The sequence below is a fragment of the Actinomyces bowdenii genome (genome assembly GCF_017592395.1).
Taxonomy (GTDB): domain Bacteria; phylum Actinomycetota; class Actinomycetes; order Actinomycetales; family Actinomycetaceae; genus Actinomyces; species Actinomyces bowdenii.
On the sequence record NZ_JAGFOU010000001.1, the window covers coordinates 87,699 to 109,801 of the forward strand.

The window sequence follows — 22,103 nt, forward strand, 5'->3', positions numbered from 1 at the left end:
CCGCGGTCTCGCCCCCCCCAGGGGTGGTGGCCGCCACTGCGGTGCCCTGTGCCCCGAGAACTGGGCCTGCCTTGACCTCGACATCGTCGGAGGCTCGCGAAGCGCCCTGTGCCCCGAGCGCGTGGGTCTGCCCTGCTGTGCGTGCGCCGGCGTCCTGTCGGGCCGGTCTGCTGGGTCAGCCGTTCTTCGCCGGGTCAGCCGCATCCTGCTCGTTCAGATTGGTCCATCCGACCCAGCAGGATGCGCCTGACCCAGCAGAAAACGACTCACCCCGCGAAGAATCGTTCCAAGAGTCCCATACCATCGTGACGCGCCAGCACCCGCCCGGTTAACCACCAAGCGGTAGGATCGGGTGGCCATCCAGGTCGAAGGAGCCCACAGTGATCACCACCGCCCCTGACACCCCCGAGGATCCGTCCCCCGTCCCGGACCCCGCCGAGCACCACGCCCCCGCCCCTGCGGAGTGCCGCGCCCCCGCCCCCGCGGAGCACCGCACCTCCACCCCCGCGGAGCACCGCACCCGTGCGGCACAGCTGGTGGCGCGGATGACCCTGGAGGAGAAGGCCTCCCTGACCTCCGGTGACGACTTCTGGCACCTCAAGGCCATCGAGCGCCTCGGTATCCCGCGGATCATGGTCACCGACGGGCCCCACGGCCTGCGCAAGCAGGCCACGGCCACCGATCGCCCAGGCCTGGGCGACTCCGTGCCGGCCACCTGCTTCCCCACCGCCGCCACCCTGGGCTCCACCTGGGATCCCGAGCTCATCGGGGCCGTGGGCCGGGCGCTGGGCGCCGAGACCGCCGCCAACGGCGTCGCCGTCATCCTGGGCCCCGGGGTCAACATGAAGCGCTCACCCCTGTGCGGGCGCAACTTCGAGTACCTCGCGGAGGACCCCCTGCTGGCCGGGCGCATCGGCGCCGCCCTCGTGGCCGGGATCCAGGCCCAGGGGGTGGGGGCCTGCCTCAAGCACTATGCCGTCAACAACCAGGAGACCGACCGCATGCGGGTGGATGCGCGCGTCTCGCCGCGGGCCCTGCGCGAGATCTACCTGCCGGCCTTCGAGCACATCGTGCGCGCCGTCCAGCCCTGGAGCCTCATGTGCTCCTACAACCGGGTCAACGGCATCCACGCCTCCGAGGATCCCTGGCTGCTGAGCACCGTGCTGCGACAGGAGTGGGGCTTCGAGGGCGTCGTGGTCTCCGACTGGGGCGCCGTCAACGAGCGCGTCCCCGGCCTCGCCGCCGGACTGGACCTGGAGATGCCCGCCTCCGGGGGCCGGACCGATGCCCGGATCGTGGAGGCGGTGCGTGAGGGGCGCCTGGCGGAGGCCGTGCTGGACACCGCCGCTGAGCGCATCACCACCCTCATCCTGCACACCGCCGCGGCCCTGGAGTCCGCGCGGGCCGCGGGCGGGGGCTACGACGCCCGGGCCCACCACGCCCTGGCCCAGCGCGTGGCCGCCGAGGGCACCGTCCTGCTCAAGAACGAGCCGGTCGGCCCCACCGCCACCCCCGCACTGCCGCTGGCAGCCGGCTCCTTCACCGCCGAGCACCCCCTGGCCCTCATCGGCGAGTTCGCCCGCACCCCGCGCTACCAGGGGGCCGGCTCCTCCGTCATCACCCCCACCCGCCTGGACACCGCCCTGGAGGGATTCATCCAGGCACTGGGCGAGGATGCCGTGGCCTTCGCCCCGGGCTACCCCCTGGCCGAGGCCGCCGGGAAGGAGGGTCAGGAGCTGTCCGCGCAGGTCCTGCGCGCGAATGCCGTGGAGACCGCCCGCGGCGCCACGGCCGTCCTGCTGGTGGGCCTGCCCCAGATCGATGAGTCCGAGGGCTATGACCGCAGCCACATGGCGATCCCCACCGAGCAGGTCGAGCTGGTCCGCGCCGTCAGCCAGGTGGCCGCAGCCACGATCGTCATCGTCGTGGGCGGCTCGGCGGTCGACCTGTCCTGGGACGGCGCCGCCGATGCCCTGGCCATCGCCTGGCTGGGCGGGCAGGCCGGCGGGTCGGCCATCGCCGACGTCGTCCTGGGGGCGCAGGCCCCCTCGGGGCATCTGGCCGAGACCCTGCCCCGGCGGCTGGCGGACCTGCCGGCCCAGCTCAACTTCCCCGGGCATGACTCGGTGGTGGACTACGGCGAGGGCGTCTTCATCGGCTACCGGGCCGTGGACGCCATGGAGCGCAAGGTGGCCTACCCCTTCGGCCACGGCCTGACCTACACGGATTTCACCCTGAGCGGCGTGCACATGAGGCACGTCGGGGACACCGGCGAGGACACGGCGGAGGTTCGGGCGGTTCGGGCCCGAGGCCCCGTGAGCGCCGCCGACGCCGAGGGGCAGGCCCGCGTCCTGGCCACCGTGCGCGCCACCGTGACCAACACCGGCCAGCGCCCCGGGGCCCAGGTGGTGCAGGTCTACGTGGGCCGCACCGGCGCCTCCGCCATCCAGCGGGCCCCGCGCGAGCTGCGCGGCTTCACCAAGGTGCGCCTGGAGGCGGGGCGGTCCACCGGGGTCGAGCTCGCCCTGACCCAGCGGGACCTCTCCTTCTGGGACGAGCCCTCCCAGGCCTGGGTGGTCGAGGCGGGCCGCTACGAGGTGTCCGTGGGCTTCTCCAGCCGCGACCTGCCCGCCGTCCTGCCCCTGGAGGTCCAGGCCCCCGCACCGGTGCGGGGGCTGCGCCTGGACTCCACGCTGGGCGAGTGGCTGGGGCACCCGGTGGGAGGCCCTCTCATGGAGCAGGCCCTGGCCGGGACGCTGGCCCGCCTGCGCCAGGACCGCACCACCTTCGAGATGATGTCCGCCATGCCCGCCAACCGCCTGGTGGCCATGCCCGGCATGGACCTGGACCCGCCCGCGTACCGCGCCCTGCTCGACCGGGCCCGCGCCCAGGAGGGGCCTGCCGTGGAGCCCGGGGACGGGCCCGGCGGGGCACTCCCACCGCGGGACTGAGGCGGGCCCATCAGGCGGGCCCGGGAGGGCCCGGCTACTCACCTCATCGCTCGGCCGGGGTCCGGGGTGGTGCGATGGGGGGTTGGCCCGCCATCGGCGCATCAGGTAAGGATAGCCTCATGAGTGATGCTGAGACTCTCGCCCTCGACCTCCCCGCCGGCTCCGAGGCCCGGGTGCCCACGCAGCGCCCGGAGCGCTATGGCAAGCAGCTGGTCAGCCACATGGGCCGTAAGATCACCGCCTCCTGGGATCCGGCGGCCTCCACGGGCGCCCTGGCCTTCGACCGGGAGGGGCCGGTGACCGGGGTGGTGGAGCTGTCCTGCGAGCCGGGGGCCCTGGTGCTGCGCCTGCGCACCGACGACGAGCACCTGGCCGGCCTGGAGCAGGTGGTGGGCATCCACCTGGCGCGCTTCGGCGTCAAGGAGGCGATGCGGGTGGGCTGGATCCGTCGGGACGGCTCTGAGGGCACGGTTCAGGGCCCGCTGAGCCCGCAGGATCTGGAGCGCATGCGCGCCGAGCGCGAGGCCCGCCGCTCCTCCTGAGCGCTCAGCCCCCTGACAGCCAGGCGCGTTCCGCCCCTGACCGCTGCTCGCCGCCGCTCCCCCGTCGCGGTGCTGCGGCGGGGTGCGTGGCGGCGCTGCCGCGTGAGCACCTGCATCCCGCCTCCTGGCGCGGGGCCAAGGCCTACATGGTGGCGGGCGCGGTGGTGACCTCCCCGGTGGGCTCGCCGACGCGCAGCATGAGCAGGAGGCCGACGACGAGCACGGTGATGATGCCCAGGACCCCCCAGTAGCCGGCGCCCGGCCCCACCGCCCTGGTTCCCAGGGCGACGAACAGGGCGTACATGGCGGGAGCCATGAAGGACACGGCGCGCCCCGTGGTCGCGTAGAGGCCGAAGATCTCGCCCTCCTTGCCCTCGGGGATGAGGCGGGCCAGGAAGGAGCGCGCCGCGGACTGGGCGGGTCCCACGCATCCGGACAGGATGAGGCCGAGGACCCAGAAGGCCAGAGGGCCGGCATCATGCAGGAGGAAGACGAGGAGCCCGGCGATGACCAGCAGGGTGAGGCTGCCCAGGATGACCCTGCGGGCCCCGATGAGGTCATCGAGGCGGCCGGCGGCGATGGTGGTGATGCCGGCGACGATATTGGCGACGATGGCGAAGATGATGACCTGGTCGGAGGAGAAGCCGAAGGTGTTGCGGGCGAGGATGCCGCCGTAGGTGAAGACCCCGGCCAGCCCGTCGCGGAAGATCGCGGCGGCCAGGAGGAACCACAGGACCTCGGGGTGGTGGCGGTGCAGGTTGACCAGGGTGCCCCACAGCCGCCTGTAGGACGAGAGCAGGGAGTCGCGCGCCGCCTGCGCGGCCGGCGCCGGGACGCCGTCCTGGGCCGGCGGGCTCGCCTGGGGCGTACCCTGGCCGCGCGCGAGGGCCCGACGGCGCGGGTCGCGCCTGGACTGGGTGAGGAGCACGGGGATGGCGCTGATGCCGAACCAGGCGGCGGCGATGAGCATGGAGACCCGGACGTTGAGGCCCTTCTCGCCGGTGACGCCGAACCATCCGACCTCGGGGGCGATGAATCCGACGTAGAGGATGAGCAGCAGGACGATGCCGCCGATGTAGCCCATCCCCCATCCCAGGCCGGAGACGGCGCCGACGCGGTCCTTGGTGGCCAGGTGGCTGAGCAGTCCGTTGTAGTTGACCGAGGCCAGCTCGAAGAACACGTTGCCCAGCCCCAGCAGGGTGATGCCCAGCCAGAGGTATCCGGGCTCGGGCAGGACGAGGAAGAGGGCGGCGGAGACCGCGACGACCACCATGGTGTAGACGCCGAGCCACAGCACGGTGCGCCCGGAGCGGTCCGCGCGCTGCCCGGTGACCGGGGCGAGCAGGGCGATGCAGGCCCCGGCGATGGCCAGGCCCACGCTCAGGGAGGTCTCGTTGCCGGCCTTGTCACCGAAGGGCTCGCTGACGAGGTAGACGGTGAAGACGAAGGTGGTGATGACCGCGTTGAAGGCGGCCGACCCCCAGTCCCACAGCCCCCAGGCGATGACGGGCCAGGACATCAGGGGGGTGGGGCGGTCGGCCGGGGAGGGCGGCCGCGCGGAGGGGAGGCTCATGGTGGGAACCCTACGGTGCTCGGGCGGCCCGCGCCGCATGATGGGAATCGATGAGGGCCCGCCCCGGCCCTCCACCGGGCCGCGCCCTGACAATGATCTGGGGTGAGTGGTGTTTCTTGTAGTTCGCGACCCAGTTGCCCACGCCTCTGGGGCTCCAGGCCTTAGGAGGTGGCCACCGACGTGATCGAGCGTTCCTTGCCGATCATCTGGCGCACTACCTGCTGCTTGATCTCATCACAGTCACTTCGCCCTCGAGATGGCTCCATTCTCTCGGATCAAAAGAGGGATGAGGATCCCCTTGTCCAACAAACACCACCCACCCCAGACCGACCCCCACCCGACCCTAGTGTGCCAGACACCCACCCCACCCCCACCATTCCAACGAGAAACCCACTTCAAACCGAGAAACACACCAAAACATCAGGAGCCAGGCCAGACGCATACGGCCCAGTTGAAGGCCGGGACAGGTCGATCGCCGGTCGACACGCTGTTGACGCTCTTGAGGCCGTTGAGCCGGGAGCTCACCTGCGCCTCGTACTCCCCTCCCTGAACCGGTGTCTGCTGCTTCAAGTCCTCCGGAAGCGCCTCCAGCTCCGAGATGATCTTCAGGAACTGCTCATCCTCGGCGGTCAGAACGGCGGTTGACGCGGGTGCTCCCGCAGACGTGCCCGAGGTACTGCTGGCCCATGCTGCAGGGGCGACCAGCAGGCCGGCACCGGTGAGAGCGGCGATCCTGGTGAACTCTCGACGTTCCATGACTCCTCCTCTTCCTCAGAGAAGCCCGAATGGCTCCTCCCCAGGAGCCCTATGAAGAAGTTGCGTGACAGGTCACTACTGATGATGATCAATCTACCCGCGAAGGAGCACTATCCGACCCCTTCTACTCAGGGATCACACATTCCGCTCTCACTCCGCTTCTTGAGCACGTCCAGCCCGAATCTCGTTCACAGCCGAGGGCGAGTGAGCCCCGCCTGGGCGTGCGGCACCGGGTCCGGTGACATTCTCGTACCTTAGCTGGTGGTCTCGCACGTCTGGAGTACGAGACCACCAGCTAAGGTACGAGACCGTGGGGTCGGCTTGTCGACGGGTTCGCCAGGATCAGTACTGAGCCGGGGCGCCGGGACCGGGGACCACCGGGTCATCGGCGGGCCCGGACGCGGGGGGCCTGGGAGCGCCGGAGACGAGCACCTCGGCCAGGGCGAGATCGGTGGGGGTGGTGATCTTCAGGGCCATCTGATCGCCCGGCACCACCACCACACTGCCGCCGGCCGCCTCCACCAGACCCGCATCATCGGAGGCCGCCACAGCCTCATCCTGGGAGCGCCCGGCGCCCAGGCGGTGGGCCTCCAGCAGGGTCCCCAGCTCGAAGCCCTGGGGGGTCTGCACCGCCCTGAGGGGCTCGCGCGACGGCGTGGCCACCACCGGCTCAACGCCCCCGCCCGCCCCAGCGGCGACGTCGTCGTGGCCCTCCCGCACCGGAGCGACCTCCTTGATCGTGTCCGTCACCGGCAGGGCCGGGACCACCGCGCCGTGGCCGGCGCGCACCGCCGCCACCACCCTCCGGATCACCTCCGGCGGGGTCAGGGCCCGGGCTGCGTCATGGACCAGCACCACCCGCGCCGTGGGCACCGCCCCCAGGACCGCCTCCAGGCCCAGGGCCACCGAGGCCTGACGGGAGGCGGCGGAGCCGGCCACCACCTCCACCGGCTGCTGGGCCGCCTCAGCCACCCCAGCCATCTCCAGCCGGAAGCGATCGACCTGCTCGGGCGGGGCGGTGACGATGAGGCCGTCCACGACGCCGGAGTCGAGGAGCCCGCCAGCGGCCCGGCGCAGGAGGCTGATCCCGCCCACCGGCACCAGGGCCTTGGGCCCACCCGCTCCCAGGCGGGTTCCCGAGCCCGCAGCCGTGAGAATGGCGGCCACAGGGCCGTCGACGGGACGGGGGTCAGCGGAGTCGTTCACACCGGGAGGCTACCGCCTCACCGGCACGCGGGCAGTGCCGCAGCCTCAGGATCCCCCGCATGAGACAGAGCGGCGCCGGGGGCGTCAGGAGGCGAGAACCTCGTCCAGGCGGGACTCGGCCTCCTCCTCGGCGGTCTTCTGCGCCAGGGCGAGCTCGGAGACGAGGATCTGGCGGGCCTTGGCCAGCATGCGCTTCTCCCCGGCGGACAGGCCGCGGTCGGTGTCACGGCGGGAAAGGTCCCGCACCACCTCGGCGACCTTGATGACGTCGCCGGAGGCGATCTTCTCCTGGTTGGCCTTGAAGCGGCGCGACCAGTTGGTGGGCTCCTCGGTCAGGGGCGCGCGCAGGACCTCGAAGACCCTCTCCAGGCCCGACTCGTCGACGACGTCGCGCACGCCGATGAGCTCGACGCTCTCCGCGGGCACGAGGATCGTCAGGTCCCCCTGGGCGACCTCCAACTGCAGATAGGTCTTGGACTCACCACGGACCTTGCGCTGCCGGATATCGATGATCCGGGCAGCACCGTGGTGGGGATAGACGACAGTCTCTCCGACTTCAAAGGTCATGGGAATGACACTCCAGTTTGATAGTGGAGCCCTAGTTTATCAGGGGATACCGGGCAAAGACCGGGGAGGTATCTCACAAGCCCGGTCCCGGGCGGCCCCTGCCCGCTCCTGCAGCCGGCCGCGGCCCCACCCCGCTGCCCTCAGCCGGCCACGAGCTTGTAGCCCAGCCCCCGCACCGTGGTGAGCATGACGGGGTGGGAGGGGTCGCGCTCGATCTTGGCGCGGATGCGCTTGACGTGGACGTCGAGGGTCTTGGTGTCCCCCACGTAGTCGGCCCCCCAGACGCGCTCGATGATCTGGGAGCGGGTGAGCACCCGGTCGGGATTGCGCAGGAACAGCTCCAGGAGCTCGAACTCGCGCAGGGGCATCTCCACGCCCTGGTCGCGCACGCGCACCTCGTGGCGCTCGACGTCCATGGAGACCTCCCCCACCGACAGCAGCGTCTGGCTGTCCTGGACCTCGTGGCTGGTGCGGCGCAGCACCGCCCCCATCCGGGCCACGAGCTCGCGGTAGGAGTAGGGCTTGGTGACGTAGTCATCGGCGCCGATCTCCAGGCCCACGATCTTGTCCACCTCGGAGTCCTTGGCGGTGAGCATGATGACCGGCACCGTGGAGCTGCGCCGGATCCGCTTGCACACCTCCATCCCGCCCATCCGCGGCAGCATGAGGTCGAGCAGCACCAGGTCGATGGCGCCCGGCCCACCGACCCGGCCCGCGTCCTCGAAGCGCTCGACGGCGAGCACCCCGTCCTCCGCGGTGAGGACCTCGTAGCCGTCCCGCCTGAGCTGGAAGGCCAGCGGGTCCCGGTAGTTCTCCTCGTCCTCGACAAGAAGGATGCGGGTCATGAGCCACTCCTGTCCGAATCAGCTGTCACATCATCCCGACCGCCCTGCGCCCGGGAGCCGCCATTGTGCCCCGGGATGCTGGGATCCCGCCCCGGATCCAGCGCGGGATCCGAGCCCGCCTGCGCCTCGGCCCCCGGCTCGGGGTGCAGGCGCGGCAGGACCAGGGTGAAGGTGGAGCCGCGGCCCGGGGCGGACCACAGCTCCACCGTGCCGCCGTGATCGGCGGCCACGTGCTTGACGATGCTCAGGCCCAGGCCGGTGCCCCCCGTGGCCCGCGAGCGGGCCTTGTCCACGCGGTAGAAGCGCTCGAAGACCCGCTCCTGGTCGGCCTTGGGGATGCCGATGCCCTGGTCCACCACGGCGATGCGCACCAGGTCGGTGTCGGAGGGGTCCAGCGAGACGCCCACGGAGACGCGGGTGCGGGGCCCGGAGTAGCGGATGGCGTTGTCCAGCAGGTTGCGCACCGCGGTGGTGATGAGAGCGGCGTCCCCCCGGACCCGCAGGCCCCGCCGCCCCCCGGAGACCAGCTCGACCTGCTGGCCCTCGGCCTCCACGCGCACCCGGTCCAGGGCCTCGGCCACCACGGCGTCGAGCTCGACGTCCTCGGGCTCGGCCAGGGCATCGCCCTCCTGGAGCCGGGAGAGCTCGATGATCTCCTGGACCAGCACTCCCAGGCGCTTGGCCTCCTTGCGCATCCGGCCCGCGTAATCGCGCACGTGGTCGGGGTCCTGCGCACCCGCCTCCACGGTCTCCGCCAGCAGCGAAATCGCGCCGACGGGCGTCTTGAGCTCGTGGGAGACATTGGCGACGAAGTCGCGGCGCATGGCCTCCACCCGCTTCGCGGCGGTGCGGTCCTCCACGAGGATGAGGATGCGCCCCTGGCCGATGCCGGCCACCCGCACCTGGAGGTGGAACCACCCGGCCCCGGCCACCGGCCCGCGGGCCACCGTGACCTCGGCGTCCTCGGCCACTCCTGTGGCGCGCACGCGCGAGACCATCGCGGCGATGGTCGGGTCGGCCACAGCGTCGCCGCGCAGGATCGCGAAGGTGTAGGCCCCGGCCGAGGCGCGCAGGACGTCGTCATCGTCGTCGAGCACCACCACCGTGGAGCGCAGCGCGGCGAGCACGGGGATGGCGCCGTCCATGTCCGGCAGGGAGCCGGAGGCCGGCCGGGAGGCGCGACGGCGGTCGCGCTCGGACAGGCCGAAGGCCAGGCCCGCCGCGGTTCCGGCGGCCACGCCCACCAGCGCCACCAGGATCAGCAGCCAAACAGGGTCCACGGCTCTAGGGTAGGAGGTCAGGGGCGGGAGCCGCGACCGGCCCCGGCCCGCACCACCCGACGGTGCTCGACCGCCCACTCCCCCGCATTCGCATTCAACTGAACCCACCACCGCAGTAAGGAACAGGAGCCGCCCCGTGCGCGACATCTTCAATCAGGAGCTCAGGCAGCTGGGCTCGGATCTTGAGTCCATGGCCAATCAGGTGGCCACCGCCATCGAGCGCGCCAGTGAGTCCCTGCGCCACAGCGATATCGTCATCGCCGAGCAGGTCATCGACGCCGACGAGCGGATCAACGACCTCCAGCGCGACATCGACGACCTGTGCGTCATGCTCCTGGCCCGCCAGCAGCCGGTGGCCGGGGACCTGCGCAATGTCATCTCCGCCCTGCGCATGTCCCAGACCCTGGAGCGCCAGGGAGATCTGGCCCGGCACATCGCCGCCATCGCCCGGGGCCGCTACCCCGAGCCCCCCGTGCCCGAGCCGGTGCTCGGCCTCATCCTCCAGATGGCCGACCTGGCCGTTCGCGCGGGCAAGGACGTCGCCCGTCTGGTCTCCACCCACGACCTGGACCTGGCCACCACCATCCAGGCCGGCGACGCCCAGCTCGATGCGCTGCACCGCCAGTCCTTCCAGATGATCCTGGACCCGGCCCATGAGATGAGCCGCCAGCAGGTCATCGACGCGGTGCTCATGGGGCGCTTCCTGGAGCGCTTCGGGGACCACTCCACCTCGGTGGCCCGCCGCGTGGCCTACCTTGTCTCAGGAGCCAGCATGCCGGGCACCCACGACGCCGAGGACGCCGACGCCCTGCACTGAGCGCGACGGCAGGGCAGAGCCGGCAGGCCGCGAACGGCCGGGGCGTCACGGGCCTGCGGCCCGCAGGCTCACTTGCCCTGGTTGGCCACGGCCGCGATCTTGGCCTCGGCCTCGGGGTCGAGATAGCGCCCGCCCTTCTTCAGGGGCTTGAGGGTCTCCTCGTCGAGCTCGTAGACCAGGGGGATGCCGGTGGGGATGTTGACCTCGGCGATCTCCTCATCGGAGATGCCGTCCAGGTGCTTGACGATGGCCCGCAGGGAGTTGCCGTGGGCCGCGATCATGATGGTCTTGCCCGTCTTGATCTCGGGGACGATGGTGTCCTCCCAGTAGGGCAGGAGCCGCTCCAGGACATCCTTGAGGCACTCGGTGGCCGGGATCGGCTCGCCCGCGTAGCGGGGGTCGGAGTCCTGGGAGAACTCGCTGCCCAGCTCGATGGCAGGCGGGGGGACGTCGTAGGAGCGGCGCCAGAGCATGAACTGCTCATCGCCGTACTCCTCGCGGATCTCCTTCTTGTTCTTGCCCTGCAGGGCGCCGTAGTGGCGCTCGTTGAGCCGCCAGTGGCGCTCGACGGGGATCCAGTGGAGGTCCGCGGCGTCCAGGGCCAGGTTCGCGGTCATGATGGCGCGGCGCAGCATCGAGGTGAAGAGCTTCTCGGGCAGGACTCCCGCCTCCTTGAGCAGCTCTCCTCCGTGGGAGGCCTCCGCGCGCCCCTTGTCCGACAGGGGGACATCGACCCAGCCGGTGAAGAGGTTCTTAGCATTCCATTCGCTCTCGCCATGGCGGAGCAGTACCAGGGTGTAAGCCATGGCCCTATCCTGCCAGGCCCAGCACGATGGCGCGAGGCCCTCGGTCCCAGCGGCACCGGCCCATCGGCGCGCGCCGCCCCCGGCACGTGGGACCGGCGGTCAGGGGCGCCATTGAGGCCGCAGGCCGCGGCGGGGCGGCACAGGGATATCCCTGTGCCGCCCCGCCGCGGCCTGCACTGCGTGCCGGGGCACGCGGCTCAGTGGGCGTTCTTGTAGGCCTCGCGGATCTCGGCCGAGACGCGGCCGCGGTCAGAGACCTCAATGCCCTGGGAGCGGGCCCACTCACGGATCTTCTGAGTGTCGGAGGTCCCCGAAGGACGGCGGCGGCCGGTCGTGCGGCGCCCACCGGTGCGGCGGGCCTTGCCGACCCACTCCTCAAATGACTCGCGCAGGGCGGCTGCGTGCTCGTCATTGAGGTCGATCTCGTAGTTGACACCGTCAAGAGCGAAGGTGATGGTCTGGCTGGCCTCGGAGCCGTCAACGTCGTCGACCAGGATGACCTGAGTTTTCTGCGCCATGATTCCCCATTCGGATCGGAGGGCGGGATCACCTGAGACGAATCCCGCGCGGGTTGATGCAAGAGTAAATGCAAGATCGGAATCTTGCAACACCGCCACCCCTTATGCCAGGACTCTTTCAGGCTCGCCCCGAGACGGCTCCCAGGGCGGGCGGGTTTCACCCCCCGCCCCTAAGCCCTCACCGCGGTGCGGCCTCGGCACGGATCCCGCCCACCGGCGTAATAAAGGGGCATCTGCGATCCATGGCGGAGACAACCGATTCCGGCGACCGCGACCGATAGGCGGCAGTGGCGCGCATGCGGCTCAGGATCATCACAGCGCGCGCATGGGCGCGTCCGGAACCGCCCCGTTGCGCAGACGTGATGTCGAGCGCCGCTGCGCATTGGGTGCGCAGCGCTCCGAGCATGGCCCGGCAGCGCCCGGAGAGACCCGGAGGGCTCGGTGGCATCGCCGGGATGACGCACAGGGAAGCCCCGGGAGAAGGGTCCCGGGGCTTGCGGAGCCGCCTGTGGGAATCGAACCCACGACCTATTCATTACGAGTGAATCGCTCTGCCGACTGAGCTAAGGCGGCACGCGCGCAGCGCGGCGAGTTGAAGATACAGCGCCAAGCACCCGCAGCGCAATCCGGTGCCACAGCGGACCGCCGTGGCGCTGGACACAGCACAGTCGCCGGCGCGGCAGGGCCCGATCCCACTGCGGGCGCTGCCGGTGGTGGGGTATCCGCCGGGTTCCGGGGCACTGGCCATGTGAGCGGCCACGACCACGGCACCTATCGCAGGGAGTCCCATGACGCGCCCTCCGTCCGTCCAGCGGCGACCAGCCGCTGGACCGCACCCCGGCCGCGGACTCGCCCCCACTATGTTGAACGCGAAAAGGCTCGGTGAGACGGAGTTCCGGCTCACCCTGGACCTGGGAGTCGTCTTCGCCTTCGGCGGCGCCCAGATGGCGGGCGCGAGCACGGGCACGGATGGGGCCGAGAACGCCGCGAGGATCCTGCCCGGGGCCATCAACTCGATGAGCCTGCGCTTCGTCGTTCTCCATGTGGGCCCAGTCATCCTCATGGCGATGGCACCGCCCCGCGCAGCCCACTCCCCACTCCACTCCTCACTCCACTCTTCACTGCAATCCCTCGTCACCTTCTTCTCCGGCATCGGCACGCCCTATGCCAGGGGCATCATCCAGGCGGTCGCGCTCACCGCCGCTCTGGGACTTGTGGCGCGGCACTCAATTCCCACCTGGCCGTGAATGCCCTGGAGATCATCATGAACCCGGCCGGGATCGGCATCGCCGGCGCTCCTCGGCGGCGTCGTGATCATGATGGTGGCAGGCTGGTACCTGGTGCGGGGCAGGATCAGGGCAGACCGGCTCGACGCGGTCCTGGCCGAGGAGTGAAACAGGAGGAGAGGCCATGCGCATTCACATCACCTACACCGGCGGCACGATCGGAATGATCGACTCCCCCCGGGGCCTGGTCCCCGGGGCCGACTTGGAGGGCTGGCTGGCCGCTCTGCTGGAGGGCACCGATCTGGCCGACTCGGTGACGATGACCAGCCTGGACCCGCTCATCGACTCCTCCAACGCCACCCCCGAGTCATGGCAGGCGATCATCGACGACCTGCGCGCCCATGGCGCCGCCGATCCCGGCCGCGCCTTCGTGGTGCTGCACGGCACCGACACCATGGCCTACACCTCGGCAGCACTGTCCTATGCGCTGACCGACCTCCCCTCCCCGGTCGTCATCACCGGATCCCAGCTGCCACTGGGCGAGCTCGGCTCCGACGCCGCGGCGAACGTCACCGGGGCACTGCGGGCGGCCGCCTCGGGGAGGCTGGAGGGCGTCGCCCTGTTCTTCGGCCACCGGCTGCTGGCCGGGAACCGGGCCTCGAAATGCTCCTCCTGGGATTTCGAGGGCTTCGAGTCCCCCAGCGCCGCGCCCCTGGCCGTCACCGGGGCGCCCTGGCAGTGGGGCCCCCGGCCCGAGCCGGGCCGGGGATGGCCGCGCCCGGAGCCCTATGCGCGCCACGACGTCGTCGTGCTCGACATGGCCCCGGGCATCACCGCCACCCGGCTGGAGGCGCTCCTGGACCCCGCCCCCGAGGCGGTCATCCTGCGGGCCTTCGGGGTGGGCAATGTGCCCAGCCAGGAGCCTGGCCTGACCGAGGTCCTCCAGGAGGCCATCGCCCAGGGGACCGCCGTCGTCGTCACCTCCCAGTGCCAGCAGGCCGAGGTGCTCCTGGGCCACTACGAGGCGGGCGACGCCGTGGCCAGGGCGGGCGCCGTCGGCAGCCGGGACATGACCCTGGAGGCCGTCTACGCCAAGGTGCAGTTCCTCCTGAGCCAAGGGCTGCGCGGGGCCGGGCTGGCCGGGAGGATCGGGCACTCGATCGCCGGCGAGCTGACCCCGTAAGGGCCGCCCACGGCCCGCACCGCGCGCAGACGGCACCGTCGCGGTGCGGGGCCCACCAGGGATCCAGGCGGGCCCACACCGATGGCCGCCGCCGCGGTCACCGACCGCGGGCCATCCGCGCAGCACAGCCGGGGCTCACTCCTGCCCGTGGCAGACCGTGCCCTCCGCGGGCAGGGTCCCGGCGAGCAGGTAGGAGTCCACCGCGCTGCTCACGCACTTCCCGCCACGGCCGTAGGCGGCGTGCCCCTGGCCCTCCCAGGTCAGCAGGCGGCCGGAGTCCAACTGGGAGGCGAGCGCCTGCGCCCAGGGGTAGGGGGTCGCCGGGTCGCCGGTGGTCCCCACCACGAGGATGGGCGCAGCGCCACTGGCCGTGATGGGGGCGCGCTCACGGGTGGACTCGTGCCCCCAGCCCTGGCACACGGCGTCGGAGTAGGCCAGGTCCGCACCGAAGGTCGGGCCGGCCTCCTCCAGCTCGGCGGCCTGGGCGTCCCACTGGGCCTCATCGCCCTCCACCGGGTAGTCCAGGCAGTTGATGGCGGTGATCGCCTCATCCCCATTGCCGGCGTAGGTGCCATCGGGGTTGCGCGAGGACAGGGTGTCGGTGATGAGCAGCAGGGTGGAGCCGTCGTTCTGCTCCATGGCCTGCTCCAGCCCGGTGGACAGCGTGCCCCACATCGCGGACTCGTACAGGGCCCCCAGGACTGCGGAGGCGGCCAGATCGCGGGTCAGGGGCCGGGCCTCGTCGGCGGTGGGGATCGGGGAGGTGCGCGTGACCTCGAGGAAGTCCTGGATCTGCTTGACCCCGGCGTCGACATCCCCCTTGAGAGGGCAGGAGCTCCCGGTCTGGCAGTCCTCGACGTAGGCGCGCAGGGCCTTCTCGAAGCCCTCGGCCTGGCCTCGCGTGACCTCGGCGGCGCTCAAGGAGGGATCAAGGGCGGCATCGAGCACGAGGCGCCCCACATTGGCGGGGAACAGCTCGGCGTACGTGGCACCCAGGTAGGTTCCGTAGGAGTAGCCCAGGTAGGACAGCACGCCCTGCTTGTCCACGGCGCGCAGCACGTCCAGGTCCTTGGCGGCGCTGACGGTGTCGATGTGGTCCAGGAGGCCGGCCGTCGAGGTCTTGGCCTCGCACTTGGCGGCCCCCTCCTGCCCCTGCGCGACCGCCTCCTGAGCAGTGGCCTCGGTGGCCGGGCCGACCTCACCGCTGCGCTCCTCGTCGAGCTCGGCATCGGTCAGGCAGTCCACGGCGGTGGACTGCCCCACGCCGCGGGGGTCGAAGCCCACGACGTCGTAGCTGTCGAGCAGCTCGCTGGTCATGAGGTTCTCCGCGCCGTCGACCAGGTCCAGGCCCGAGCCCCCCGGGCCTCCGGGGTTGACGAAGAGCGAGCCGATGGACTCCCCATCGGCGGCCCGCTTCTTCACCGCGATCTCAATGGTCTGCCCCTCGGGCTGCTCGTAGTCCAGGGGCACGGTGATGCGGGCGCAGGTGTAGCCGGTCTCGGAGTCGGCCTTGGTCATGCCCTCGCCCTTCTCGCAGGGCTGCCAGTCGACCTCCTGGTTGTAGAACCTCTCCAGGCCCTCGGGGACGGCGGCGGCCTGCTGGGTCGGGGGCGGAGTGGGGGTGATGTCCGCCTGCCGGTCCTGGCAGGCGGCGAGTCCGGTGCACGCCAGGGCGATGGCGAAGGCAGCGGCGAGGCGGCGCTGCGGGCGCAGTATCGAGATGGTCACGGCGGCAGCCTACGGCGGTCCGGCCGCGCCTTCCTCCTCCTTGAGGGGGACCCTTCTCCCCACGCGCCCTGGGCCCCGGGCACGGCACGCCTCCCCGGGGCCCAGGGCCCGCCCGGCACGTCCCGCCCTGCGCCCCCGGGCACTGAGGCACCCGGGGGCGCAGGGCGGGACGGCTCATCGCTCCCGACCGGTCACTCCTGACCGGTGCAGACCAGGCCCTCCTGCGGCATCTGCCCGGTGAGCAGGTAGGCGTCCACCGCCTTGTTCACGCAGTCGCCCGCGCGGGTGTAGGCGGCATGGCCGTTGCCCTCCCAGGTCAGGAGCTGGCCGGAGTCCAGCTGCTCGGCCAGGGAGACGGCCGCGGAGTAGGGCGTGATCGGGTCGCCGGTGGTCCCCACCACCAGGATGGGGGCGGCTCCCTCAGCATGCACCGGGGCGGGGGCGCGAGTGCCGTTGTGCCCCCAGGCCTGGCACCTGGCATCCGAGAGCTGGCCGCCGTAGTGCGGCGCGTCGGCCCTGTCGCGGCGGAAGTTGGCCTCCCAGGTGGCCATGTCCCCCTCCACCGGGTAGTCCTGGCAGTTGACCGCCGTGCCCGCGTGATCGACGACGGCCTTCTCCCCAGCGCTCCCGAGGCTGGCCAGGAGTGAGCCATCGTCCTGCGTCATCGCCTGGTTGAGGCCCTCAGTCAGGACCGGCCACGCCTCGGAGGAGTAGAGGGCGCCGAGAATGGCGTTCTCGACCTGCCTGCCGGTCAGGGGCGCGTCGGGATCCGCCGTCGGGACAGGATCGGCGGCCAGGCCGTCGATGAAGGCGTCGAGCTGGTCGGAGGCCGCATCGACATCCCCGCTGAGCGGGCAGCCCTCCGTGGCCAGGCAGTTCTCCAGGTAGACGCGCCGGGAGGCCTCCATCGCCAGCCTCTGCTCCCGATCGTTCTCAGCCTGCCCCTGCGAGGGGTCGATCGCGGCATCGAGGACCATCCTGCCCGTGTTCTCAGGGAACAGATCGGCGTACATCGTGCCGATGTAGGTGCCGTAGGAGTAGCCCAGGTAGTTCAGGTCCTCCTGGCCGGCCAGGGCGCGCAGCACATCCAGGTCCCGGGCCACCGAGATGGTGTCGACATGGTCGAGCAGCTCGGCGGGCTGGGTGTGCTGCGCGCAGGCGGCCTCGGTCCGGGCCGTATCCAGCCGCAGGAGCAGGACCAGGGCGGCGAAGGGGAGCTGGGCGAGGGGGTCGGCCCGCTCGACGACCGCGGGGTCGTCCAGGGGGTCGACCACCGGGCCCTCGACCAGGGGCGCGGGCAGCGCCACCGGGCCCCCCTGGGCCTCCATGGCCACCTGGGGGCTCTGCCCCGCGGCCGCGGCCTGCCCCGGGGCCTCGCAGAGCACCGGCGTGGAGGAGCCCACACCCCGCGGGTCGAAGCCGATGACGTCGTACGCGGCGGCGACATCCGCGGAGACGAAGCGGCCGGGCGTGGCCAGCCCCTCCACGGTCGAGACGCCGGAGCCGCCGGGGCCACCGGGGTTGAGGAAGAGCGCACCCCGGCTCGTCGCTCCAGTGGCCTTGTGCTTCTTCATCGCGATCTCGATGGTCTGGCCCTCGGGGTCCTCGTAGTCCAGGGGGACCTCCACGGTGGCGCACTCGAAGCCCGTGCCCGCATCGCCGGCAGTCATGCCGCCCTCGGCCGCGCAGGGGTACCACTCCACGCTCTGGCCGTAAAAGCGCTCCAGGCCCGGGGGCACCGGAGCCTGGGGCGCCGGGGGCGCGGCGAGCGCCGTCGTCGGCCCGAGGCCCAGGACCGCGGCGCCGGCCACGGCGACCATCGCGGTGGCACGGCGCAGCCGCCGTGCGCGCCGGGCGGCGCACTGCCCTCCCCGGGGCATGGCCGCACTCATCATCGGTTGTGTCACTGTCTCTCCTCATGCAGCGATAGGCCTGACGACGGGCTGAGCCCGATGGGCCCGCCGCGCCCAACCCACGGGTGAGCAGGGCCGGCTCCCGGGCCGCCGGTGCGAGATCGCACATAACGCCGTCCGTACATACACAGTATAGACAGACAGAGCAGTTCCGCCGCCCGTACTATTCCTGTGATACACACCATTCTTACATGATCGTCATAGAGAAATGTCAAGACCTTCTCCGGTCGGTCCTCGGAGGGCTCCGGCGCCTGCCAGCGCCCTCGCGGCCGGCGCCGGCCGGGATGAGCCCCCGCTGGAGGGGCCGGGCGGGGCCTCAGGCCTGCGGGCGCAGCTGGACCATGAGCGCCTCGACGGCCAGCAGGGGCGCGGCATTGGAGCGCAGGCGGGTGCGGCACTCCTCGATGGCGGCGATGCGGGCCAGGGACTGCTGGGGGGCGGTGGTGCGGGCCACCTGCTCGACGGTCTCGGCCAGGTCGATGTTGACCCGCTCGACCTCACTGCCCATCTGGGTGGCGAGCACGTCGCGGTAGAAGGAGAGCAGGTCGATCATGGCCCGGTCCAGCACGTCGGTGCGCGCGCGCCGGGCCCGCCGCTTCTGATCCTCCTCGAGCTGGCGGATCTGGGAGCGCAGGGCCGGCGGGACCCTGCCCTCCCCCTCCAGGCCCAGGGCGCGGGTGAGCTCGGCCCTCTCCCTGGCGTCGCGCTCGGCGGTGGCCTCCTTGGCCTCGGACTCGGCGGCCTCGACCAGGGAGGCGGCCGCCAGCACCGCATCGCCCACGCTGCGCAGGCTCACGGGTGACATGAGCAGGCGGCGGCGTCGGTCCCAGGCATCGGGGTCGGTGGCCAGGTGGCGGGCCAGGCCGATATGGGACTGGCTGGCCCGGGCGGCCCGGGCGGCCAGCTCGGGGTCGGCGCCGTCGCGGTGCACGAGCAGCTCGGCCACCGCCTGGGCCGGCGGGATGCGCAGGGTCACCAGGCGGCAGCGGGAGCGGATGGTGGGCAGGACGTCGTCGGCGCTGGGGGTGCACAGGAGCCAGACGGTCTGAGGCGGGGGCTCCTCGATGGATTTCAGCAGGACATTGGTGGTGCGCTCGGCCATGCGGTCGGCGTCCTCCACCAGGATGACGCGCCAGCGCCCGGTCCAGGGGCGGCGCTGGGCCTCGCCGATGAGCTCCTTGACCTCATCCATGGTGATGAGGAGCTTCTCGGTGGTCAGGCGCACGACGTCGGGGTGGGAGCCGGTGATGACGTCGCGGCAGGCCTTGCACCGCCCGCATCCCGGCTCCGGCCCCGTGCACTGCAGGCAGGCCGCGAAGGCGCGGGCGGCATTGGAGCGCCCCGAGCCCGGCGGACCGGTGATCAGCCAGGCGTGGGTCATGGCCGAGTGGGCCTGCGAGGGCGTCTCGGGCGCGCCCGGGGCCCCGCCCGCAGGCCCGGCCGAGCCGGCCTCGCGGGCCAGCGCCACCTGGCGGGCGGACTGCGCCGCGGCGGCCAGGGCCGCCACGGCCGCCTCCTGCCCGACGACGTCGTCCCACACGCTCATGCCCGCTCACCCGCCCGGGCGGTCCGGCCGGCCAGCAGCGGCTCGACGGCGCCCCGCACCGCACCGGCGATCTCCGGGACGGGGCGGGCGGCGTCGATGAGGCGGAAGCGCTGGGGCTCGGCGGCGGCCAGGGCCAGGAACTGCTCGCGCAGGGCGGCGCGAAAGGCCTCCCCCTCGCGCTCCAGGCGGTCGGCCCGCCCGCGGCCGCTGGTGCGCCGGGCGGCCAGGAGGGGGTCGGCGTCGAGCAGGATGGTCAGGTCGGGAAGCAGGCCCCCGGTGGCCCACAGGGACAGGTCGCGCACCTCGGCGACCCCCAGGCTGCGGGCGGCGCCCTGGTAGGCCACCGAGGAGTCGAGGTAGCGGTCGGTCAGGACGACGGCGCCGCGGTCCAGGGCGGGGCGCACCAGGGTCTCCACGTGGTGGGCGCGGTCGGCGGCGTACAGGAGGGCCTCGGCGCGGGGGGCCACATGCCCGCCGTCCAGGAGCAGGCCGCGGATCTGGGCGCCCAGCCCCGTGCCGCCGGGCTCGCGGGTGACGAGGTGCTCCACGCCCTGAGCCTCCAGATGCTCGGCCAGGGCGGCGATCTGGGTGGTCTTGCCCACGCCGTCGCCGCCCTCGAAGGAGATGAAGAGCCCTGGGCGGGGCGCGCGCGGGGCGGGGGCGCCGGGTGCGGCGGGCGGGACGGCGGTGGTCACGGGCACAGGGTAGCGGGCCGCGGTCAGGCCCCGGGTGCGCGGGCCGGGCGGGTGGGGCGCGCGCTGGTCGGAGCGGAAGGTCAGCCGGGACTCGGCGGGAGGACGGCGAGTTGGGCGTCGCTTCGCGACATATGCGTCACTTCGCGACTCATGCGATACCTGTGGGGTACGTCGATTCCGCGAGGTGACGCTTCCGTCGCGAAGTGACGTCGTTCTTGAGCCGCACAGGCCCGGGGCCGCCGGTGACGAGGCGGCGCAGGGCTGGAGGTGGGGACACGCCCGGCCCACCCCCGCAGTCGCACCGGCACTCCATGTGAGGATGAGCGGGCAGGAGCCTCTCCACCGAACCAGACGAAACCGAGGAGCCCGCCCATGTCAGAGACCAACACCGCCACCGGCGCCACCGGGCAGGGGGCTGAGGACGGCCCCTCCGGCGCCTCCCACGGTCAGGAGCAGGCGGCCACCGGCACCGCGGGCACCGCCCCCACCGGGCCCCGCCCCGAGGCTGAGGCCGAGGCTCAGGAGCCCGCGAGCGTGCAGGACAGCGCCTCTGGCGGCACCGACGACGCCGGCCCCACCGATGGCACCAGTGGGGCACCCGCGCAGGGCCCGGGCCCCGGGAGCACTGAGGGCGGCACGCAGATCCTCCCGCTCAACGAGGCCGAGCAGACCTGGGTGCGCGACCTGCTGGCCTACGCCAAGAAGCTGGGCATCACCGACTCCCCCCGGGCCCTGGAGGAGTTCTTCGAGGAGCAGCGCACCGCCTGGTACGCCGTGGATGAGGAGTCCCGCGCCGACCCCAACCCGCTCATCAACCTCATGGGCGCCGTCATCGGCCAGATCCTGGTGGAGCGCTGCGAGATGAAGTGGTGCGTGCTCATCGATGAGCAGGGGACCTCCCTGGCGGTGGCCAGCGAGGTGGGCTCCATCGCCATGTTCCCGATGAATGCTGTGGCCAAGAGGTGGACGGGGCAGAACATGACGAGCCTGACCGAGTTCCTCCGCCTGTCCCAGGCCGAGATCCGCCGGGTGCGCGAGGAGCTCGCCGAGGAGGAGTAGTCCGCGGCGGGCCCGGAGCCGTACTCATCGCCGGCACCGGAGATGAGTACGGCACTCTCAGGCAGTCCCCTCAGTGGTCCTGCCGGGTGTAGATGCGGCGGCAGATCATCCAGGAGGCGCCCAGCGCGGCCGGGGCGAGCACGAGGAGCAGGACGGCGAGGCCCAGGAGCGTCCCCGGCTGGGAGACGGAGGCCAGGGACACCGCCTCGGAGCCCGCGAGGAACCCGACGGGCAGACCCAGGCCTACGGACACCCCCATCAGGACCACGATCCTCACCAGGGCGCTGCGGTACCTGGCGAGCACCGGGGGCATCACCGCGCAGGGCACCACCACTGCCACCACCCAGGCCAGCACGATCGCCCAGGTCCGAGGGTCGGCGGCCCCGAAAGCCCCGAGGAGATGGACGGCGGCCAGGAGGACCGAGGCACCCCCATAGGCCAGGATGAGCAGGTAGTGGCCGGCCAGCACCTCGGTGCGGGTGACGGGCAGCGCCCCGTAGAGCCGCAGGGCCACCGTGGAGCGCGAGGGGTCCCACAGGGTCAGGCACACCGACCCGCTGAGGATCAGGAGGAGGAATGGCGGGATCACCCCCAGGAGGACCACCAGTGGGAGCGGGAGCACGGCCCCCAGCCAGTGGTCCGCGGCGATGGCGGCCGGCACGATGAGGAGCAGCCCTATCATCGCCACCAGGTACGGCTGAGTCCAGACGACCAGCTCCAGGCGCATGACGGCGCGCACCGACTCCCACCGGGGCGGGCCGCCCGCCGCGCGCACCGCCGCGGGCGCGCCGGGAGCGCGAGCGCCGGAGGACTCGGCGGCGGGCACGGTGGGGACAGTCCGCGCGGCAGGCGCAGCGGGCACTGGCATGGGCACTGGCATGGGCATGATCGG

19 protein-coding genes and 1 tRNA gene are annotated in these 22,103 nt (G+C 72.1%); 6 read left to right on the forward strand and 14 right to left on the reverse strand.

Annotated features, from left to right (window positions below):
- Positions 1 to 380: 380 nt before the first annotated feature.
- Together J5X07_RS00370 and J5X07_RS00375 are read left to right on the forward strand one after the other, a co-directional pair.
- Positions 381 to 2,951 carry a glycoside hydrolase family 3 C-terminal domain-containing protein gene (locus J5X07_RS00370; protein ID WP_208478307.1) on the forward strand — a complete coding sequence of 857 codons (2,571 nt, stop codon included), beginning with the start codon at positions 381 to 383 and terminating at the stop codon, positions 2,949 to 2,951.
- Between the two features lie 119 nt (positions 2,952 to 3,070).
- Positions 3,071 to 3,493, forward strand: coding sequence for a DUF2218 domain-containing protein (locus J5X07_RS00375; RefSeq protein WP_124934784.1), 423 nt, complete (start codon positions 3,071 to 3,073; stop codon positions 3,491 to 3,493).
- 142 nt (positions 3,494 to 3,635) lie between these two features.
- On the opposite strand, the gene J5X07_RS00380 is transcribed toward J5X07_RS00375, so the two are convergent.
- The 6 genes from J5X07_RS00380 to J5X07_RS00405 all read right to left on the reverse strand — a co-directional run bounded on the left by J5X07_RS00380 (position 3,636) and on the right by J5X07_RS00405 (position 9,720).
- On the reverse strand, positions 3,636 to 5,066 hold the full coding sequence (locus J5X07_RS00380) for an MFS transporter (protein ID WP_243896147.1): 1,431 nt from the start codon (positions 5,064 to 5,066) through the stop codon (positions 3,636 to 3,638).
- A 420-nt stretch (positions 5,067 to 5,486) separates the two neighbouring features.
- Positions 5,487 to 5,822 carry a hypothetical protein gene (locus J5X07_RS00385; RefSeq protein WP_124934787.1) on the reverse strand — a complete coding sequence of 112 codons (336 nt, stop codon included), beginning with the start codon at positions 5,820 to 5,822 and terminating at the stop codon, positions 5,487 to 5,489.
- A gap of 342 nt (positions 5,823 to 6,164) precedes the next feature.
- A complete protein-coding gene (locus tag J5X07_RS00390) occupies positions 6,165 to 7,028 on the reverse strand; it encodes an IspD/TarI family cytidylyltransferase (RefSeq protein WP_244925159.1) in 864 nt (287 codons plus the stop codon).
- 84 nt (positions 7,029 to 7,112) lie between these two features.
- A complete protein-coding gene (locus J5X07_RS00395; RefSeq protein WP_124934788.1) occupies positions 7,113 to 7,595 on the reverse strand; it encodes a CarD family transcriptional regulator in 483 nt (160 codons plus the stop codon).
- Positions 7,596 to 7,735: 140 nt separating this feature from the next.
- Positions 7,736 to 8,440, reverse strand: a complete 705-nt coding sequence (locus tag J5X07_RS00400) for a response regulator transcription factor (RefSeq protein WP_124934789.1) — start codon at positions 8,438 to 8,440, stop codon at positions 7,736 to 7,738.
- Positions 8,437 to 9,720, reverse strand: coding sequence for a sensor histidine kinase (locus J5X07_RS00405; protein ID WP_244925160.1), 1,284 nt, complete (start codon positions 9,718 to 9,720; stop codon positions 8,437 to 8,439). Before J5X07_RS00405 ends, J5X07_RS00400 begins: the two co-directional genes overlap by 4 nt.
- Positions 9,721 to 9,856: 136 nt before the next feature.
- Between J5X07_RS00405 and phoU the strand changes: the two genes are divergently transcribed.
- Positions 9,857 to 10,537 carry a phosphate signaling complex protein PhoU gene (phoU, locus tag J5X07_RS00410; protein WP_124934791.1) on the forward strand — a complete coding sequence of 227 codons (681 nt, stop codon included), beginning with the start codon at positions 9,857 to 9,859 and terminating at the stop codon, positions 10,535 to 10,537.
- A 68-nt stretch (positions 10,538 to 10,605) separates the two neighbouring features.
- Here phoU and J5X07_RS00415 read toward each other — a convergent pair whose 3' ends face one another.
- The 3 genes from J5X07_RS00415 to J5X07_RS00425 form a co-directional block, all read right to left on the reverse strand.
- Positions 10,606 to 11,343, reverse strand: coding sequence for a phosphoglyceromutase (locus J5X07_RS00415; RefSeq protein WP_124934792.1), 738 nt, complete (start codon positions 11,341 to 11,343; stop codon positions 10,606 to 10,608).
- A 197-nt stretch (positions 11,344 to 11,540) separates the two neighbouring features.
- A complete protein-coding gene (locus tag J5X07_RS00420) occupies positions 11,541 to 11,861 on the reverse strand; it encodes a histone-like nucleoid-structuring protein Lsr2 (RefSeq protein ID WP_124934793.1) in 321 nt (106 codons plus the stop codon).
- A 500-nt stretch (positions 11,862 to 12,361) separates the two neighbouring features.
- A tRNA-Thr gene (locus J5X07_RS00425) sits at positions 12,362 to 12,434 on the reverse strand.
- Between the two features lie 287 nt (positions 12,435 to 12,721).
- Here J5X07_RS00425 and J5X07_RS00430 point away from each other — a divergent pair.
- Positions 12,722 to 13,108 (forward strand): hypothetical protein, encoded by a 387-nt coding sequence (locus J5X07_RS00430; RefSeq protein WP_208478308.1) that lies wholly within the window; start codon positions 12,722 to 12,724, stop codon positions 13,106 to 13,108.
- Positions 13,109 to 13,271: 163 nt separating this feature from the next.
- Positions 13,272 to 14,270 (forward strand): asparaginase, encoded by a 999-nt coding sequence (locus tag J5X07_RS00435; RefSeq protein WP_208478309.1) that lies wholly within the window; start codon positions 13,272 to 13,274, stop codon positions 14,268 to 14,270.
- A gap of 135 nt (positions 14,271 to 14,405) precedes the next feature.
- Here J5X07_RS00435 and J5X07_RS00440 read toward each other — a convergent pair whose 3' ends face one another.
- From J5X07_RS00440 to tmk, 4 genes are all read right to left on the reverse strand, one after another.
- On the reverse strand, positions 14,406 to 15,998 hold the full coding sequence (locus J5X07_RS00440; protein WP_341769351.1) for an alpha/beta hydrolase: 1,593 nt from the start codon (positions 15,996 to 15,998) through the stop codon (positions 14,406 to 14,408).
- A gap of 191 nt (positions 15,999 to 16,189) precedes the next feature.
- Positions 16,190 to 17,905, reverse strand: coding sequence for an alpha/beta hydrolase (locus J5X07_RS00445; protein WP_341769352.1), 1,716 nt, complete (start codon positions 17,903 to 17,905; stop codon positions 16,190 to 16,192).
- A 322-nt stretch (positions 17,906 to 18,227) separates the two neighbouring features.
- Positions 18,228 to 19,457, reverse strand: a complete 1,230-nt coding sequence (locus J5X07_RS00450) for a DNA polymerase III subunit delta' (protein ID WP_208478310.1) — start codon at positions 19,455 to 19,457, stop codon at positions 18,228 to 18,230.
- Positions 19,454 to 20,152: a dTMP kinase gene (tmk, locus tag J5X07_RS00455; protein ID WP_208478311.1), complete on the reverse strand. Its 699-nt coding sequence runs from the start codon at positions 20,150 to 20,152 to the stop codon at positions 19,454 to 19,456. Before tmk ends, J5X07_RS00450 begins: the two co-directional genes overlap by 4 nt.
- A 372-nt stretch (positions 20,153 to 20,524) precedes the next feature.
- Between tmk and J5X07_RS00460 the strand changes: the two genes are divergently transcribed.
- Positions 20,525 to 21,211 (forward strand): DUF3806 domain-containing protein, encoded by a 687-nt coding sequence (locus tag J5X07_RS00460; RefSeq protein ID WP_208478312.1) that lies wholly within the window; start codon positions 20,525 to 20,527, stop codon positions 21,209 to 21,211.
- Between the two features lie 70 nt (positions 21,212 to 21,281).
- Here J5X07_RS00460 and J5X07_RS00465 read toward each other — a convergent pair whose 3' ends face one another.
- Positions 21,282 to 22,097: an ABC-2 transporter permease gene (locus tag J5X07_RS00465; protein WP_208478313.1), complete on the reverse strand. Its 816-nt coding sequence runs from the start codon at positions 22,095 to 22,097 to the stop codon at positions 21,282 to 21,284.
- Positions 22,098 to 22,103 lie beyond the last annotated feature (6 nt).